This window comes from Roseibium sp. QJM3NY_11 (genome assembly GCF_056173175.1).
Map to the genome: position 1 here is coordinate 2,419,410 of NZ_CM149660.1, position 17,524 is coordinate 2,436,933.

The 17,524-nt window shown below is 61.3% G+C and carries 12 protein-coding genes; 6 read left to right on the top strand and 6 right to left on the bottom strand.

The genetic code is table 11. The features are described 5' to 3' along the window. Window positions 1–4: 4 nt before the first annotated feature. The 3 genes from AC0VX3_RS11105 to AC0VX3_RS11115 form a co-directional block, all read right to left on the bottom strand. On the bottom strand, window positions 5–1,240 hold the full coding sequence (locus AC0VX3_RS11105; protein ID WP_475524756.1) for a hypothetical protein: 1,236 nt from the start codon (window positions 1,238–1,240) through the stop codon (window positions 5–7). Between the two features lie 151 nt (window positions 1,241–1,391). Beyond that, window positions 1,392–4,346, bottom strand: a complete 2,955-nt coding sequence (locus AC0VX3_RS11110; protein ID WP_475524757.1) for an ATP-binding protein — start codon at window positions 4,344–4,346, stop codon at window positions 1,392–1,394. 405 nt (window positions 4,347–4,751) lie between these two features. Beyond that, complete coding sequence (locus tag AC0VX3_RS11115; RefSeq protein WP_475524758.1) at window positions 4,752–6,971, bottom strand: NADP-dependent isocitrate dehydrogenase; 2,220 nt, start codon at window positions 6,969–6,971, stop codon at window positions 4,752–4,754. Window positions 6,972–7,291: 320 nt separating this feature from the next. On the opposite strand from AC0VX3_RS11115, the gene AC0VX3_RS11120 reads away from it, so the two are divergent. Together AC0VX3_RS11120 and murI are read left to right on the top strand one after the other, a co-directional pair. Continuing rightward, window positions 7,292–8,104, top strand: a complete 813-nt coding sequence (locus AC0VX3_RS11120; protein WP_475525164.1) for an RNA methyltransferase — start codon at window positions 7,292–7,294, stop codon at window positions 8,102–8,104. Between the two features lie 91 nt (window positions 8,105–8,195). Continuing rightward, window positions 8,196–8,993, top strand: coding sequence for a glutamate racemase (murI, locus tag AC0VX3_RS11125; protein ID WP_348149226.1), 798 nt, complete (start codon window positions 8,196–8,198; stop codon window positions 8,991–8,993). Window positions 8,994–9,204: 211 nt separating this feature from the next. On the opposite strand, the gene AC0VX3_RS11130 is transcribed toward murI, so the two are convergent. Next, window positions 9,205–10,917, bottom strand: a complete 1,713-nt coding sequence (locus AC0VX3_RS11130) for an EAL domain-containing protein (protein ID WP_475524759.1) — start codon at window positions 10,915–10,917, stop codon at window positions 9,205–9,207. 583 nt (window positions 10,918–11,500) lie between these two features. On the opposite strand from AC0VX3_RS11130, the gene rpsD reads away from it, so the two are divergent. Beyond that, window positions 11,501–12,118 (top strand): 30S ribosomal protein S4, encoded by a 618-nt coding sequence (gene rpsD / locus AC0VX3_RS11135; RefSeq protein WP_475524760.1) that lies wholly within the window; start codon window positions 11,501–11,503, stop codon window positions 12,116–12,118. Window positions 12,119–12,440: 322 nt separating this feature from the next. Beyond that, window positions 12,441–13,355 carry an MliC family protein gene (locus AC0VX3_RS11140; RefSeq protein WP_475524761.1) on the top strand — a complete coding sequence of 305 codons (915 nt, stop codon included), beginning with the start codon at window positions 12,441–12,443 and terminating at the stop codon, window positions 13,353–13,355. A gap of 146 nt (window positions 13,356–13,501) precedes the next feature. Here the strand turns inward: AC0VX3_RS11140 and AC0VX3_RS11145 are convergent, their stop codons facing one another. Together AC0VX3_RS11145 and AC0VX3_RS11150 are read right to left on the bottom strand one after the other, a co-directional pair. Further along, window positions 13,502–14,224 carry a FadR/GntR family transcriptional regulator gene (locus AC0VX3_RS11145; protein WP_342892157.1) on the bottom strand — a complete coding sequence of 241 codons (723 nt, stop codon included), beginning with the start codon at window positions 14,222–14,224 and terminating at the stop codon, window positions 13,502–13,504. Continuing rightward, a complete protein-coding gene (locus AC0VX3_RS11150; RefSeq protein ID WP_348149217.1) occupies window positions 14,200–14,916 on the bottom strand; it encodes a ribonuclease activity regulator RraA in 717 nt (238 codons plus the stop codon). Before AC0VX3_RS11150 ends, AC0VX3_RS11145 begins: the two co-directional genes overlap by 25 nt. A gap of 506 nt (window positions 14,917–15,422) precedes the next feature. Here AC0VX3_RS11150 and AC0VX3_RS11155 point away from each other — a divergent pair. Further along, window positions 15,423–16,169, top strand: coding sequence for an SDR family NAD(P)-dependent oxidoreductase (locus tag AC0VX3_RS11155; protein ID WP_475524762.1), 747 nt, complete (start codon window positions 15,423–15,425; stop codon window positions 16,167–16,169). Window positions 16,170–16,382: 213 nt separating this feature from the next. Then, window positions 16,383–17,381, top strand: coding sequence for a TRAP transporter substrate-binding protein (locus AC0VX3_RS11160; protein ID WP_342892160.1), 999 nt, complete (start codon window positions 16,383–16,385; stop codon window positions 17,379–17,381). Window positions 17,382–17,524 lie beyond the last annotated feature (143 nt).

Consider the following 17,524-nt stretch of genomic DNA (forward strand, 5'->3'; position numbering starts at 1 on the left):
GGCTCTAGCGAACCGTGACGGCCGATTTCAGCTTGAGGATCACACGCACCAGGGAGTCCGGAGCGTGCCGATCGTCGTCGGCATTGAGATAGTCGAGCACGATGCTGGCGCCCGGCGCGTCGAAACGCATGGTCGGGTTTTCCAGGCTCGAGCTATGGTGCTGATGCAGTTCGAGCGCGTTGAACTTGAACAGCTCCGCACATTCCTCGACAGTCGTGCGCAGGTTCTCGTAGGTGTCCCTTTCGATCGCCTGGTAGCCGTTTTCACGCAGCGTGGCGGTGGTCGGAACGGCCCCCTTGGAAGGCTTGGAAGGACGAAGCTGCATGACGGGCATCGTGATCGTTGCGGGGATCTGAAGCAGGCGGCGGATCGTGAACCGGACATCAACGTCCGGATGTTTGATCTCGTGCGGGTAGCAATCGTGATAATAGGCGTTCACGAGGGATGCGCGCAAGTTCTGCTCGCTCAGCCAGGTTGCCCCCATGCCGGAATAATGCCGGGTGCCGAGCATGTCCTCGCCCATGTACATGGCGTTCAGACCCTGCCAGAATCCGTCCGGGGCATAGGTCAGATAGTCGTCCTTATTCTTGAAATACATGTAGTCGCCTGGGATCGGGGGATCTTCGACGGGAGCGCTTTGCGCCATGAAGTCGGTCGCGGGATTGTCGGTCCACGGACCGACCAGCATGGTGCCGAACTTGGCTGCCAGCTCACTGAATGTGGTTGCACCCAGACCGTTCAGAAGGCCCCAGAAGACCGTCAGCTGAAATGCGCCGGCACATTCGCCGCGGAAGGGCAGGGAATGGCCGTTTTCAGGCCGGATCGCGGCAAGGCTGTCGGCGCCCTGGGCCTGCTGCCATGCGGCATCCTGGGTGCCGGGGCCGATGAATTCCCAGTATTGCGAGACACGGCTGCTGTCCGTGGTGCCGAGGCGCGGTTTCGGGCCGAGATCGGGGTCGTAATAGTCGCCGTCATAGACGCCGGACGTGAGCGCGGCCATGGAGGCGAGCGCGCCGAGGCGGAAGAGAAGGTTCTCCCAGAAGTCCTGCAGGGTCGGGAATTCCACCGGCTGGGTCTGGGCCTGCATGGCGACCATGATCTGTCCGGCCAGGCGGCCGTAGATCGATTCTTTCTGGTCGTCGCCGGCCAGATCGACAAGATCCGACTTCAACTTCTCGACGTTGTTGACAAGACGGCCCTCGATCATCAGGCCGTGTTTGATTGGTGTCTGAATCGTCATGTCTGCCTCACTCTTTTTCCGCAAGGCAGGCCAGGTCGGCTGACGTTCGCCGCCGCGCTCCTTGCACCAGAAAAGTTACATTGGCAGTTTATGCATGCATTGGTTTAGATTTCGTCACCGACCGGGCTGAAACCGGCGGTTTTTCGGGATTTCAGTCCAGAAAAGCCCGGGTTTTGTCCAGGTGAAGCATGTTTCCGGTTCGGCGCGCATGCCGGGCCGACTTGTTCAGGAGGGCACGCACCAGATGGTCCGATCCCGGATTGATGGATCCGGTCGCCAGCGCCGACAGACGCTTCAGTTCCGCGTCGAAGTAGCGTTCGCCGGACCGGAGCGTGAAACGGCGGACGCAGACCAGCCGGCGGAGCGCATCCCTTGCGTCCTGAGCAATCAATTCCTCGGCTATCCAGGCCTCGGCATAGGGGCGCGCGAGGACAGCGCCTGTGGAGGCGTAAGCCTTCAAGCCGTGTTCCATCAGCGCAAGCCCGGTCGGATCTCCGATTTTCGCGCGGGCCCGGCCAAGATTGATTTCCGCCTGCGCCAGTTGCTGGGCAAATCCCTGTTCGCGGCAGAGACTGGCCGCCGTCGCCGCATGACGCTCGGCTTCCCGGCTGTTGTCCTGAAAATTGAACGCGGTCGCCAGAAAACAGCCGCTGAAGGCCTGGCAAAAGGCATGGTCGGACAGGAGTGCGGCGGTCTCCAGGGACAGGCAGTTCTCCCGCAACTGCTCCGGCGAATTCATGAGCGCGTAGCACCACGCCAGGTAGGAGCGGGCCAGAATGCCCAGATCCAGACCGTAGTTGGTGATCATGTCGTCGAAGTCGGCTTCGAGGGCCGCCTCGACGGCGGACAGGAGGGATCGTTCCGCCTCAGCCAGGTCGCCGACGTAAAAAGAGCCGACCCCGTTCATGTAATGGCCGGCGGCAAGTTCGAGAGGATTTCCGTTCGCCCGCGCGATTTGCAGGAAATCCTCGCCCAGGGCTTTCGCGAGCGACACATCGGCCTTGACGATATGAGCGCCCCACAGTCCCCACAGCATCTGCAGCACTTCGGCCGAGCTTGTGTCGGTCGAAGTCAAAGTTCTCGCTTTGGTATAGACTTCCCGAACCTGATCGGAGGCAAAGCCGTGCTTCGTGATCAGTTGCGGTCCGAGCAGCAGCAGGAAGCGGCTGATCGATTGTTCCCGTGAGGCGGTGTCGGAGAGCTTCTGAGCCAGGTCGAGGGCCTTGCCGAAATACCGGCCCGCGTCCCGGTGCGCGGCGACGCGGACAGCATCGACGCCGGCGATTTCCAGATGATCGAGCGCAGCGGGAATATTGCTGGCGCGTTCGAAATGACGCGCGATCACCTCACTGGCAGCCGGCGGATACCGCTCGGGCCATGTGGTCAGGACCGCGGCGATCTTGCCGTGATACCGGACCCGGTCCTGAGGCGGTATCGACTGATAGGCCAGGTCCTGAACCAGGCTGTGCTTGAACTCATAGATGCCGTCTTCGGCGGGCCACTTCCGGAAGATCAGGTTCGAGCGCCGGAAAGCATCCAGATGGTGCGCCAGTTGCCCGGGCGTGAGGCCGGAGACATCGCGCAGCAGCGTCGATCCGAAATCCTTGCCGATGGCAGCCGCCATGAACAGGATGTCTTTCCTGTCGCCGAGATGGGAAAGCCTGACGGCGAGGGTTTCACGCAGGGAGGCCGGTATGGGGGGCTGAGCGGGATCGTCGCCCTCCGCAACACCGCGGTCGGCGGCGTTGTGCATCAGTTCTTCCAGGAACAGCGGAATGCCGTCGGACCGGCTGACGACCTGCTCGAAATAGGCATCGTCCATGTCTTCGGGCCGAAGCAATCCGGCAAGCTGGCGGGTGTTGTCTTCGCAGAGTTGTCCGACCCGGCAGGTCAGGTCGGCCGAAGCCGTCAGGTTGACCGCAATCTCGCCGGGGCGCTTGCTCACCAGGGTCAGGACCTTGCTTGTGTCGAGTGCGCGCTGCAGCAACACAATCGACTCGAGCGTGCTGATGTCCATCCAGTGGGCATCTTCATAGACCAGAATGACCGGATGGATTGCCGCGAGCTTGCGGATGCAGGCGATCAAAGTCTCGGCCGGCTCGTCGACCGCGGAGTCCGGCATCACCGGGTGGCTGTCCAGGCCGCCGCCCTTCAGGATCGCGCGCAGGTTGGCATTGTGCCGCATGGTGTCCAGGCCGATATCGGCAAGCAATTGCTCGATGATCGTATTGAGCAGCGTGGGGCTCTGGAAACCTTTCAGGCCGAGAAACGTGTACAGCCCCCGGGCGATCGAATAGTAGGGGGTGCGCTTGTGGTGAACCGAACCGAAGAAGTTGAGGATGAGGGGGTGGTCCGCCCTGACACCGGTCAGGAACGCCTCGATCAGGCTGGACTTGCCGATGCCCGGTTCGCCCTGGAGGATCGCTGTTTGCGGCGTTCCCTCTTTCACCACCTGCCACAGGTGGTGCATCGCGCGAAGTTCTTCCTCCCGGCCCGTGAACGAGGCCAGCCGGCCCGCCGGTTCGCCGGGATCCGTCCGGGCCGTCGGCGCGACAGCCGGAGAAACCTGGAAGGCCGTGTCCCCGGCCTTGCTGAGCCGGACCTTGCGCGCCATGAAATCGCTGCGGAAGAGCGCCTGCGCATCTGTCGAGATCAGCAGTTCGTTGTCGGGCGCTTCACTCTCAAGCCATGCCGCGGTCGCAAAAGCCGAACCGGTCACCGAAAGAGGCGCCATGTTGGGGCCCTGGCCGAGCACGATGCTGCCTTCACCGCTTGCGATCCCGCAACGCAAGCTCACCGGATGGCTGTATCCCTCACGTCCGAACGTGCGCAGTATCTTCTGGGCGGCAAGCACCGCTCTCTCGGCGTCAAGTTCGTGAAGCGCGGGAATGCCGAAGACGAGGACCTTCGGACATCCGGGACGGGCGACCAGTTTGCCGCCGTATTCGGACGCCGCGACGGCGCAGGCCGTTGCGAGCCGTCCGGAGATGAACTTGAATTCCTCCGCGGACACCCGCGACTGTATGGCTTCCTCGGCGCCAAAGCCGATGACCACCACGGTCAGCGCGGCATGATAGGCACCGGGTGCGTCCGGAAATTCAGACACTTGTTCCCGCGGTACAGAGGAGGCCTCTGACTGATCTTCGGCATTTGCAGCCAAATTGGCGAGAAAAGGAGTCATAGCCACCTAGAATTAGCCAAACTGCGTCAGCCTGCAGTTTCCGGCATCAGGATCCTTGAATCAATTTAAAGTTGCTAAGTCTATACAACAACCGAAAAAGTTACCACCTGACTAACATTGTAAAAATATCTTAGGGGCAGCCTGCTGGAAATACTGCAGATTCGACGGAAATACCAAGGTGGAGGCCATCGCCGAGGCGCAAGGTTCTGTGCCGTTCGCACCTGTCAGGAGAAACGGCCTCCCGGGCGGGAATGCCCGGGAGGCCGTCGATCGGTTGCACTGTGGTCGGGCATCCTCACGGGCGTTCATTCGAACGCCGGATGCTTCGGCCTATCCGTCGATGACGCCGTTCAGCGTGGCGCTCGGACGCATGACGGCGTCGACCTTTGCCTGCGGGGCATGATAATAGCCGCCGGTATCGGCCGGTCTGCCCTGAACACCGTTCAGTTCGGCAAGAATGGCACTCTCGTTGGCGCCAAGGGCCTCGGCGATCGGCGCGAAATGCGCTTTCAGGTCCGCGTCCTTGTCCTGGGCGGCCAAAGCCTGGGCCCAGTAGAGAGCGACGTAGAAATGGCTGCCGCGATTGTCGAGACCACCGACCTTGCGGGCCGGGGACTTGTCGTTGTCGAGCAGCTTTTCAACGGCACTGTCGAGGGTTTCCGCCAGGACTGCCGACTTGGTGTTGCCCTTGGCGTTGGCGAGATGTTCCAGCGAGGCCCCGAGGGCACAGAACTCTCCGAGCGAATCCCAGCGCAGGTAGTTTTCCTCCTGCAACTGCTGGACATGCTTGGGAGCCGAGCCGCCGGCTCCGGTCTCGAACAGGCCGCCGCCGTTCATCAGCGGAACGATGGACAGCATCTTGGCCGAAGTGCCGACTTCCAGGATCGGGTAGAGATCAGTGAGGTAGTCGCGCAGCACGTTGCCGGTGATGGAGATCGTGTCCTCGCCGCGGGCGATCCGTTCGGTGGTGTAGCGCGCGGCCTCTTCCGGGGCCATGATCTTCAGATCGAGGCCGGTGGTGTCGTGCTCCGGCAGATAGGCGTCGACCTTCTTGAGCAGTTCCGCGTCATGGGCGCGGCTCTTGTCCAGCCAGAACACACCGGGCATGCCCGACAGGCGCGCACGCGTGACGCCAAGCTTGACCCAGTCGCGGACCGGGGCGTCCTTGGTGCGGCAGGCGCGCCAGATGTCGCCGCCTTCGACGGCATGTTCGATCAAGGTGGTGCCGGAGGCATCGACAATGCGGATGGCGCCGTCGGCGGACGCCTTGAAGGTCTGCGGGTGGGAGCCGTATTCTTCGGCTTTCTGGGCCATCAGGCCGACATTCGGCACGGTGCCCATCTTCGCCGGATCCAGCGCGCCGTTCTCGCGGCAGAAGTCGATGACGGCGGAATAGACACCGGCATAGGAACTGTCCGGGATGACGCATTTGGCGTCGGCTTCCTTGCCGTCCGGGCCCCAGCCCTTGCCGCCGGCCCGGATAAGCGCCGGCATGGAGGCGTCGATGATGACGTTGGAGGAGACGTGCAGGTTGGTGAGGCCCTTGTCGGAGTTCACCATGTACAGGTCCGGGCCGTTGTCGAGCGCGGCCTTGACGTTGGCCTGGATCTCGGCGGCCTTGTCGGCCGGCAGGGTCGCGACCTTGGCCTCCAGATCGCCAAGGCCGAGATCCGGGCTGACGCCGAGTTCGGCGAAGGTGGCGGTGTGCTTGTCGAAGACGTCCTTCAGGAACACTTTCACGCAATGGCCGAAGATGATCGGGTCGGAGACCTTCATCATGGTGGCTTTCAGATGCAGGGAGAACAGGACGCCCTGGTCCTTCGCATCCCGGATTTCCTGTGCCAGAAACGCGTCCAGAGCCTTGACGCTCAGGTAGGTGGCGTCAACAACATCGCCTTCGTCCAGCAGCCAGTCACCCTTGAGCGTGGTCGTGGTGCCATCCCTGGCGACGAATTCGATCTTCGCGTTGCCGGCCTGTGCGGCGGACAAGGTCATCGACTTCTCGTTGGCGCGGAAGTCGTTCCGGCCCATGGTCGCGACATGGGTCTTGGAGGTGGACTGCCACGCGCCCATGCGGTGCGGGTTCTTGCGGGCATATTCCTTGACGGCCTTCGGTGCGCGGCGGTCGGAATTGCCTTCGCGCAGCACCGGGTTCACGGCAGACCCCTTGATGGCGTCGTATTTCGCCTTGACCGTCTTTTCCTCGTCGCTCGAGGGATCGGACGGATAATCGGGCAGTTTGTAGCCCTGGGCCTGCAGTTCCTTGATCGCCGCGTTGAGCTGCGGCTGGGAGGCGGAAATGTTCGGCAGCTTGATGACGTTGGCATCCGGTTTCTTGACCATCTCACCCAGTTCGGCAAGGTCGTCCGACTGCTTCTGATCGTCGCTCAGGTATTCGGGGAAACTCGCCAGGATACGGCCGGCAAGGGAGATGTCCCGGGTGCCGATGGTCAGGCCGGCTGCCTTGGTGAAGGAGCGGATGATCGGCAGGAACGAGGCGCTTGCCAGTTCCGGTGCTTCGTCGACCTTGGTGTATATGATATCGGCCATGACACTCCCTTTTCCCAGCGTTCGACTGGTGTCGTGCGGACCGGCGATACGCCGTTCCTGTTGAATTTCAAAATGCGTATACAATTGTACGCAATCAATTGAAAGCCCTCCTGACGGCGGAGGGAAAAAGTTCAGGGGAGTTCTAGCAAAGCCGCTGGAAAAGGCAATCGGAAGGACGGACAACGCGGTAGTCAACCCGGTGCGGGCCATCGCGCCACAGGCTTTGTCAAATGAACAAGCAGGCGTTTGCCGCGGTCGAGCGGGAAATCTGGCCTGGCCCGGCTTTTCATTTTCTCCTGAACCCGGTAAATCCCGGCTACATGAGCAAGAACGCGAACATCAGAGACGAATCCAGGAATGTGACCGCGCGGCCACCGGCCGTGATCCTGTGCGAGCCACAGCTCGGCGAGAACATCGGCACGGCGGCGCGGGCCATGGCGAATTTCGGCCTGGTGGATCTCAGGATCGTCAATCCGCGCGACGGCTGGCCGAGCGAGAAGGCGCGCGCGGCCGCAAGCCGGGCGGATCACGTCATCGACAAGGTTCAGGTGTTCGACAGCGTCGAGGCGGCGGTCGCCGACCTGCAATTCGTGTTCGCGACGACAGCACGCTCGCGCGAGGTGTCCAAACCTGTGCGCGGTCCGGACGAAGCCGCGGTGAAATCCGTGTCGCTTGGCGAGAGCGGAAACACGACCGGCTATCTGTTCGGCCGGGAACGCTGGGGGCTGAACAACGAGGAAATCGCGCTCGCCGACGAGATCGTCACCCTGCCGGTCGATCCGGATTTCGCGTCGCTCAACATTGCCCAGGCGGTTCTGGTCTGCGCCTATGAATGGCGCAAGACGGCGGTCTCCGGAGCCTTGCCGTTCCTGTTGTCGCAGGAGGAGCACCCTCCGGCGAAAAAGGACGAAATCGTGCGTTTCTTCGAACATCTGGAGGGCGCACTGGACACTGCAAACTTTTTCCGGCCGCCGGAACGGCGCCCGCATATGGTGCGCACGCTGCGCAACATCTTCCAGAAGGCGGAGCTGACCGAGCAGGAAGTCCGGGCGTTGCGCGGCGTGGTGGCCTCGCTCGAAAAACGCGCAACCCGGCCGCGCAAGGAGCGGGGCACACCGGATACCGGTGATTAGCAAGTCCGGACGGATATCTTGCCTGCCGCACTGACGGCAAGACTTTCATGCCACAGGGGCTTGCGTGGGACCAGGAAGCGGAAAAGGCGAAATGGCAAACAGTGGACCGGTTCTGTTCTTCGATTCCGGCCTCGGCGGGCTCACGGTACTGCGTGAGGCGCGCTATCTGCTGCCTTGCGAAGCGCTGCTCTATGTGGCCGACGATGCCGCTTTTCCGATCGGCCGCTGGCCCGAAGCGGATCTGACCGCCCATATCCTGTCCCTGTTCGATGATCTTGTTGCAAGGTACAGGCCCAGGGCCGTGGTGGTCGCCTGCAACACCGCCTTCACGCTGGCGGGAGCCGCCTTGCGAAAAGCGCATCCGGATGTGCCCTTTGTCGGCACGGTGCCGGCGATCAAGCCGGCCGCCGAGCGGACAGCTTCCGGACTGATCTCCGTGCTGGCGACACCGGGGACAGTCCGCAGAACCTATACGAGAAGCCTGATCGAAAGCTTCGCCGGCCAGTGCCATGTGCGTCTGGTCGGCTCGGACGGTCTGGCCGAACTGGCCGAAAGGCACCTGCGCGGCGAGGCGGTGGCGGATGACGCCCTGCTTGGCGAGATCAGGGACTGCTTTGTCGAACGGGACGGCCGGCGGACCGACATCGTCGTTCTGGCCTGCACGCACTATCCCTTGCTTGCCAACCGGTTTCGCGCGATCGCGCCCTGGCCGGTCGACTGGCTGGACCCGGCCGAGGCCATCGCCCGCCAGCTTGTGCGGGTGCTGGGGGAGGGGCGCGCGGAGGCGCGCTCGCATCAGCCTGACAAGGCGGTGTTCACATCCCGCCCGCAGGACCCGGTGCTTGAACGGCTGCTCGCCGGCTTCGGGCTGGTGCTGGAAGGGCAATAGGACAAGACAGCGGCAGGGGGCATCGCCCACCCCCCCTGGCCTCGTCGTGAAGAACCGCGAAGCGGTGCCCAGCAGCATGGGCGGGAGAGCCCGAGACAGGTTCCTGATCCTTCGAGACGGGCCCTGGGCCCTCCTCAGGATGCGGCGCGCCGTCCTTGCGGTCTGAACGAACAGGCGTCCGGCCGTTGACCTGATCGCTCGCCGGTGTCTGTCACGCCGCGAGGCACTTCACCGCCAGCCCGTCGTCAGAGCGTTTGGCAGCGCGCTTGAGGCCCATGATCTCGTCGTTGAGCGTGTCGGGTGACACGGTCATGCCCTTGGTCAGGCTCAGGATGGAAACGGAACACTGCAGCAGGGGAAACTGCCGCGTCGTGCCGAAGCGGTCCTGGGCCTCGATAAAGCCGCGTTCCCTGTGTTCGTGCTCATAGAAGCTTTCCACATCAACCCGGAACGCGCGCTTGAGCGCCAGCATCCGGGCGGCGACGTCCGTCTGGTCGCAGTTCAGGAACCCGACGAAGAAATCGTCACCGCCGATATGACCGCGGAAAGTGCCGGTCCCTGAAATATGCCGTTGCAGCAGTTCACTGAACAGGATGATCGCCCGGTCGCCCTGGCGATAGCCGTAGGTGTCGTTGAACGGCTTGAAATTGTCGAAGTCGAGATAACACAGATGCCGTTCGTGGCCGGAGTTGCCGGCCATGTCGGAGATGAAACGGGCAATGGCGCCGTTGCCCGGCAGTCGGGTGAGCGGGTTCTGGTCCTGCGCTTCCTGCAGGCGTTTTTCATGAATGATCTTCAGCAGCGAGGTGGCGGACAGAAAACCCGCATAGCGGAAGTTCTCGGTGATGATGATCCCGTCCGAATTGATGGACGAGGCAAAGGTCACCAGCAGCATGTCGGCGTTGCTGTCGATGTCCGCGATCGGGCAGGCCCGGACAAAGGAGCGCAAGGGGAAGTCGAGCGCGGCCTTGGCATCATCCTCGTCCGCGCCGCCGGTGTAGAGATAGGCTTTCAGGTCGCGCTCGTGGATCAGTCCGCGCGGTTCGAAGGTGGCGTTCAGAACGGGGATCACGCTGCCGTCCTGATTGTGTACCACCATGTCGATCAGTTCGTTCATGGACGCATCGAACCGGATTGTCGGCAACTGGACCAGTTCGTTGCGGATGCGTTCCTGTTCCTGCTGGCGCTTGTGTCCGTGACCAGGGGCGCGGACATGATCGTAAAACAGCCGGGCACTTGCCGCTTTCCGGAAAGGCCGGGCGACAAAATATCCCTGGATCAGATCGCATCCCGCCTCGCGGCAGGCCTTGAATTCCGGCTCGGTTTCCACGCCTTCCGCAATGACCCTGGCACCGAGGACATGTGCCAGATTGGCAACGGTGGTGACGAACAGCTTGCGCCGGGCGTCGCAATCGATCCCGTTCAGAAAAAAGCGGTCGATCTTGACATAGTCGGGGGACATGTCGTGCAGAAGCCGCAACTCGGAGGACCCGCGGCCGAAATCGTCGAGCGCTATCATGAAGCCGAGCTGGCGCAGATCGTTGATCGCGTGATGGGTCACGTCGGTGAAGGTCTGCTGATGGCGTTCGGAAAATTCCAGGCAGATCTGATCGACCTTCAGGCCGGCTCCGATCACCAGTTCGGCGAAACGCATCCGGGGATCGCCGGCCTCTCCCAGATCGCGGCCATCCAGCTTGAAATAGAGTTTTGTTCCCTGGGCGATCTTCAGAGCGCTGAAACACTCCAGTGCCCGGGTGAAGAGCCGCGCCTCGAGCTGCGGCAGGAACCCCTGTGTGTGGCTTTCGTCGATCAGCTCGTCCGCTGTCCGGGTGTCGTCCCCGTCGCAATTGCGGATCTGGGCCTCATAGCCGTAAACCACCCCGGTGCCGATATCGACGACCGGTTGCAGGACATAATCGATCATTGCCGGCGGGTCGTTCCGCGTTTGAAAGAAGGCGCCGGATTCGCCCGGGCTGGTCTGACCTGCTGAGTGAGGTATCGCTGACATGCGTGATCCTATTGCCAAGGTCCGGCTTGTGTATTTTCGAAGTGTGTCGGGACGTAAGAGCGTCGCCATGCTGGTATTATTAGCTATGGTTGTAATGCTGATTGCATAGTGAAAAGCTGCAATTAAAAATTCCTAAATGTATGCATTAATTTCGAGGTTTTATGAAAATAGCTTATAAACTGCGGGGTAACCGCCCTGTTTTGAGCTCGAAACCGGCGACCATCCAGTGGCACGGCCGGCGACAGCTCCGGGAAAACGCCGGTTGAAGCGGCGAATCCTGTGTCTGACCGGCCTCGTGCATTGACAAATCCAGGCGCCGCCTGTATCTCCGCGCAATCCGGTTGGCTGTTGCCTTCCGGGTTCACGCACCCGTGGGCATCCGGCCGGCGCCGTCTAGCTGGATCCCTGTCGATCCGATCATCCCGAAGTCCGGGTTGTGAGGATAAAGGAGGGCGCGTTTCCTTGATAGAACAACAACGCGAATTCAAAGGAAACCGCGATGTCCAAGCGCCACAGCGTTAAGTACAAACTCGACCGCCGGATGGGCGAAAACATCTGGGGCCGTCCGAAGAGCCCGGCCAACAAGCGCGAATACGGCCCCGGCCAGCACGGTCAGCGCCGCAAGGGCAAGCTGTCCGATTTCGGTATTCAGCTGCGTGCCAAGCAGAAGCTTAAAGGCTACTACGGCAACATCACCGAAAAGCAGTTCCGCAAGGTCTATGCCGATGCATCCCGTCAGAAGGGGGATACCTCGGAAAACCTGATCGGCCTTTTGGAGCGCCGTCTGGACGCGATCGTCTACCGCGCCAAATTCGTTCCGACCGTGTTTGCTGCCCGTCAGTTCATCAACCACGGCCACATCAAGGTCAACGGCAAGCGCGTCAACATCGCGAGCTACCAGGTGCGTCCGGGCAACGTCATCGAAGTTCGCGAGAAGTCCAAGCAGCTCGGCCTGGTTCTGGAAGCCATCCAGTCCGCAGAACGGGATGTGCCGGACTATATCGACGCCGACCACAACAAGATGACCGCGACCTACGGTCGAATCCCGGGTTTCTCCGATGTGCCGTACCCGGTGCAGATGGAACCGAACCTGGTTGTCGAGTTCTATTCGCGCTAACCAGCGCCGAACAAGAATTGAAGAGAAGGGCCCGCCAATCGGCGGGCCCTTTTTGTTTGTCTGTGTGGGCAGGGTAACTTCGTCCAGGATCGCCCATGCGGGGCCAGGCAGCGGATCGATACCGGTCCATCATCGAAACAGGCGCCTGGCCTTTTCTGCCGCGACATCTCCATGAAGGGCAACGCGTTCGAAAGCGCGCCGAAAAGCTGTTTTGGCTTCGGCAGGTCTTGCGTCCGCTGGCTTTTTTCTCTCAATTGGGCGGGACGGCCACGGTCCGTCAAAGGACCGAGCCGGGATCTGAATTGCTAGAACAGGATTTTCCATGAATTTGTTACGCGCTCTTGCGGTGTCGGCTGTCCTCGCCGCGCCGGTTTCGACAGCTCTGGCTTCTCCGGACGTTGATTTTCCGCAGTCCGGCAAATCCTATGGCGGGAATGTGCGGGCAGGGCCGGGCACGCAGTACCGCGACATAGGCAGTCTGGGAGACGGAACCGCCATCGTGATCGTGAACGGAACGGGCGTTCTCATGAACGGCTACGAGTGGTTCCAGATCCGCTATGGAAACGGCAAGTCCGGGTATCAATGGGGGGGACTGATCTGCTCTGAAACCGCTTATCCCGGTATTTTGACCACCTGTGCACGCGGGCTCGGCAATGTGCAGCCGCCGGTCACGCAGGGCGGCGGCGGTGTCGCCATTTCTCCCGGGGTGAGCGGCTTCAACGTCGATCAGGTCTTTCATGCGCAGGGCAGCTTCTCGAACGCCGGTGGCGGCCAGTGGGAGGAACTGAACCAGAATGGACAGGTCGCGTTCCGTTTCGAGGAGCGCGGGCGCAACGAGGGGGCCGTGTTTCTCTACGATACGTCCCGCGATGTGTCGCTGCAGCTCGATCTGGTGCGCGGTCAAATCATGTATGGCGTCTACAGCGAGCCCAAACAGCCCCTTTATGCGATCACCAACGCCATTGCGGATGTTCAGGCTCAGGGGACCCCGTCGCCGGTTTCGGATTCCGTCACACACCATTACACCTGCGCCGAAGGCTTGCCGCTTGTGGTCACCTACGGACAGACCGGTGACGGCTACGCGATCTTCTCTATCGACGGCTCTCCCGAGATGCGTCTTGAACAGGTTCGCAGTGGATCCGGCGCACTTTACACCGACGGCGCCCATTCCCTTCACAGCAAGGGAAACAGTGTCATTCTGACAGGTCCGGCAGGGACCGATACCTGCAGCGAATAACGTGCGCACCGTGGCGGAGGCGGCAGGTCTTCCCGTCGCCTCCGGCACATGCTCGATGCCCGCAAGGCGGCTGCCCCCGCGTCGTGCCGGTCCGGCCCGCCATGGCCTTGCCTTGCGCAGAGGACTGACTCACGCAGAGGACTGGCTCAGCCTTCGAAAATACGCTTGCGGGCATTCTCGACGTGGTTGCGCATGGCCAGCCTGGCGGCGTCGCTGTCGGCCTGTTCGATTGCCTCGAAGATTTCATAATGCTCTGACTGAACGAGCTTGAGGCGTTGCTGCGGTTTTGTGAGCGACAGATTTCTCGTAAGGTTCATGCCTGTCAGGATGTTCGACTGCATGGACGATCTGGCGGCGGCGAAATACTTGTTGTCCGCTGCATTGCAGATGGCCACGTGGAAGGCTTCGTCCGCGGCGACGCCCAGTTCTCCGGCCTTGATGCACCGCTCCAGTTCGTCCAGGGCAAGGCGCATTTCATTGAGGTCGGCATCGGTCCGCCGCCCCGCGGCCAGATAGGCGGCTTCGCCTTCGATCGCAGCCCTGAATTCAAAGGTGCGCTGAATATCGGCGATGGATCCGACAGGGGCGAAGTCGCGGACCGCGCCTTCCGGGCGCCGGTTGACATAGGATCCGGACCCCTGGCGCGAGACGATGACGTCGTCCTCACGCAACTGCTTGAGGGCCTGGCGCAGGACAGGCCGTGAAATGCCGATTTCCTCGGAAAGCACCTGTTCTGTCGGTAACTTGCCGCCGACGGGGATGTCGCCATCCATGATCTTGGCAAGTATGCTCTCATAGGCCCGGTCGGAGAGAGTCCGGTCCTTCTCGGCGGCGCCCCTTTTGACTATCTGCCTTTTTCCTGACGCCACGCCTTAAACCTGTTTGCCGTAGACGGATCGGTCGGGGGGTAAAGCCCGAATGTCGACGCGCCCTGTTTCACCAGTTCCATGACAAAGTCCTCGAAGACGGTCATCTCCACAGCTTCGTCAGCTACATCATGTGCCATATGGTGGGGAATACAAACAACACCCTCATTGTCCCCGACGATGATATCTCCGGGAAAAACCGACACGCCGCCGCAGGCAATCGGATCATTCACCGCAACGGCGTGATGCCTGGTCAGGTTGGTCGGCGCGCTCGGCCGGGCGTGAAAGCCGGGCATGTCGAGTTCGGCGATTTCGGGTGTGTCCCGGAAGCCGCCGTCGGTCACGATGCCGCGGCAGCCGCGGGCCTGGAGCCGGGTTGCCAGGATGCAGCCGGCCGAGGCGGCGGAGGCATCCCCCCGGGCGTCGATCATGAAGATGGCGCCGGGCGGACATTCTTCGACGCCCTTGCGCTGGGCGTTGGTGCGGTCGGCGAAGGATTCCAGGGTATCGAGGTCTTCGCGGGCCGGAATGTAGCGAAGCGTGTAGGCCGGTCCCACCATGTTCTCGCCCGGCCGCAGGCGGTGCAGCCCTTGCAGGAATATGTTTTTCAGTCCGCGCTTGAAGAGAACGGTTGTGAGTGTGGCGGTGCTGACCGCCATCAGCTTGTCGTGCGTGGTCCTGTCCAGGCTTGCCATGGAAAAACTGCCTCTTTTGGAGTGCCGGGGTGGTGTGGCGCACTGACACGCTTATTGGGGTCGGAAAAATTTGTCAATTATTTGTAATGTCCACCGGTCGTGCCGGCAAGCTGTCGAATGGCTGTCGGCGGCGCAGTCGATTATCGGTTTTGCCATCACATGAACAATCCTCGGAATTATTATCTTATTGATAAAAAGAGTAAAATACTTCTATTTCTTCTATTTTTCCGTGAGCGTCCAGTTTCGAAACGTGTCAGGCGGAGACGTTTTCCGAGGCGTGGAAAATCACCTGATTCTTGAATTTGTAATAATTTATATTGATTTGCTGGCCTGAACAAAGCTAGTTGGGCGCAGACAGGAAGACGCCTGCGGAACGTGTCTCTCGGAACGGCGGTGTCGCCCGGGGAAGGACCTTGCCGGTACTGGTGCGGGCAGGAACGTCTTTGTGCCGAGTGCGTGCATGTGGCGCGGACAGGGCAGGTTCATCGCAAATGGAAGGGACGACTATGGAACTGAACGGAAAAACAGCAATTGTCACTGGGGGTGGCCGCGATATCGGCCGTGCGTGCGTCCTGGCTCTTGCGCAAGCCGGTGCCAATGTTGCCGTCAACTATTTCAGCAGCGGTGAGGGCGCCGACAGCGCCGTATCGGAAATTGTCGCGGCGGGGGGCAAGGCCTTTGCCATGCAGGGGGACATGACCCGCGCATCCGACGTGACCGCGCTGGTGGAGCGCACGGTTTCGGAGTTTGGTGGCGTTGATATCGTGGTGCCGGTCACGGGCGGGCTCGTTGCCCGCAAGACCGTCCCTGAAATCACCGCGGAACACTGGCAGACGGTGTTCGACCTCAATGTCACATCGGCGTTTCTCATCATTCAGAAGTCCCTGCCGCACATGAGAGCCGGAGGCGCCGTCGTGAATGTCGCCTCGCAGGCCGGCCGCGACGGCGGCGGCCCGGGCGCGCTCGCCTACGGCATGGCCAAGGGGGCTGTGATGACCATGACCCGGGGAATGGCGAAGGAATTCGCGCCCGCGATTCGGGTCAATGCGATCTGCCCGGGCATGATCGACACGGACTTCCACAACGTCTTCACCAAGCCGGAGGTTCGCAAGAAGGTTGCGGAGGCGACGCCACTCAAACGTGAGGGGGCATCGGAGGACGTCGCAAATCTTGCCGTGTTCCTTGCCGGTGACAACTCGGCGTTCATCACCGGAGCCTGCGTCGATATCAATGGCGGAATGCTGTTCTCCTGACGATGCCGTCGCCCGCATGCCGGCGAAACCGTTGCGCGGTTTCGCCGGTGTTGTCGAAGCGGCGCCGGGTGAGCGGGGGACAGGAATTCTGAATTCTTCAAATATTTCAATTCATTGATATCTGTGTCAGGGAGAATTTGTTTTATCGATTTTTAAACTTGTAAAAATTTGTTATTTACGTATCGTCTGCGAAGGTCAAACAGGGAGGATCTAATGACCATTGCCAAATCTTTGAAACTGGGTGTGGCGCTCGCGTCCGCGGTGGCAGCCACTGTCGCGTTCGGCTCGCTTGAAACGCAAGCCCGCGAACTGCGCGGCTGGAACATCCATGTCGACGACTATCCGGTGTCTCACGGCATGGAAGCGTTCGTGAAGGAAGTCAGCGAAAAGACCGGCGGTGAGATCACCGGCAAGGTCTACCACGGCGGGGTGCTCGGTTCGCAGCCTGATGCCATCGAACAGACTCGATTGGGAGTGATCGATTTCGGTGTCTTCAGCCTCGGGCCGATGGGACAGTCCGTTCCGGAAACCAACGTCGTGTCACTGCCGTTCATCTTCAAGAGCGTTCCGCAGATGTACGAGCTCATGGACGGTGCGCCTGGCGCAGCGCTCAGCAAGGGGCTTGAAGCGAAAGGCCTCGTCGCGCTCGGTTATTACGATGCCGGTGCCCGCTCTTTCTACACGTCGAAGAAGCCGATCACCGAACCGGCGGATCTGGGCGGCATGAAGATCCGTGTCATGAACAACGATCTGTTCGTCGGCATGGTTGATTCCATGGGTGGCAACGCAACGCCGATGGCGTTCGCCGAAGTCTACCAGGCGATCAAGACCGGTGTGGTGGACGGTGCGGAAAACAATCCGCCGTCCTATGAGTCCACCAACCACTTCGAAGTCGCGAAATACTACTCGCTGACGGAACACCTGGTCATTCCCGAGTGCCTGTGCATGAGCAAGAAGAGCTTCGATGCGCTGACGCCCGAGCAGCAGGAAATCGTCCGGGTCGCCGGCCGCAACAGCACCGAACTGCAGCGCAAGCTGTGGCAGGACCGTGAAGCGGCCAGCATGGCCAAGGTGGAATCCGGCGGTGTTGCCGTGAACTCGATCGAGGACAAGGCCGCGTTCCAGGCTGCTATGGCGCCGGTCTACGAATCGTTCCTGTCGCAAAATCCGGACCTGACCGAACTGGTCGACATGTTCCGGAACGCACAGTAACGCCCTGTGTGGGCCGTGCCACTCTTCCTCCGGCACGGCCCACATGGTCGCGTGCGCCAAAGCGTAACAAACTTCTACGTCTGAAATACACGAATTCCGGCTGACCTTTGCGAAATGGCCGAGCGTCCCCGGACGCCGGACGG

Coding starts and splice junctions, on each gene's coding strand:
- AC0VX3_RS11105 (WP_475524756.1), bottom strand. CDS start 1,240: ATGACGATTCAGACACCAATCAAACACGGCCTGATGATCGAGGGCCGT.
- AC0VX3_RS11115 (WP_475524758.1), bottom strand. CDS start 6,971: ATGGCCGATATCATATACACCAAGGTCGACGAAGCACCGGAACTGGCA.
- AC0VX3_RS11120 (WP_475525164.1), top strand. CDS start 7,292: ATGAGCAAGAACGCGAACATCAGAGACGAATCCAGGAATGTGACCGCG.
- murI (WP_348149226.1), top strand. CDS start 8,196: ATGGCAAACAGTGGACCGGTTCTGTTCTTCGATTCCGGCCTCGGCGGG.
- AC0VX3_RS11130 (WP_475524759.1), bottom strand. CDS start 10,917: ATGATCGATTATGTCCTGCAACCGGTCGTCGATATCGGCACCGGGGTG.
- rpsD (WP_475524760.1), top strand. CDS start 11,501: ATGTCCAAGCGCCACAGCGTTAAGTACAAACTCGACCGCCGGATGGGC.
- AC0VX3_RS11140 (WP_475524761.1), top strand. CDS start 12,441: ATGAATTTGTTACGCGCTCTTGCGGTGTCGGCTGTCCTCGCCGCGCCG.
- AC0VX3_RS11150 (WP_348149217.1), bottom strand. CDS start 14,916: ATGGCAAGCCTGGACAGGACCACGCACGACAAGCTGATGGCGGTCAGC.
- AC0VX3_RS11155 (WP_475524762.1), top strand. CDS start 15,423: ATGGAACTGAACGGAAAAACAGCAATTGTCACTGGGGGTGGCCGCGAT.
- AC0VX3_RS11160 (WP_342892160.1), top strand. CDS start 16,383: ATGACCATTGCCAAATCTTTGAAACTGGGTGTGGCGCTCGCGTCCGCG.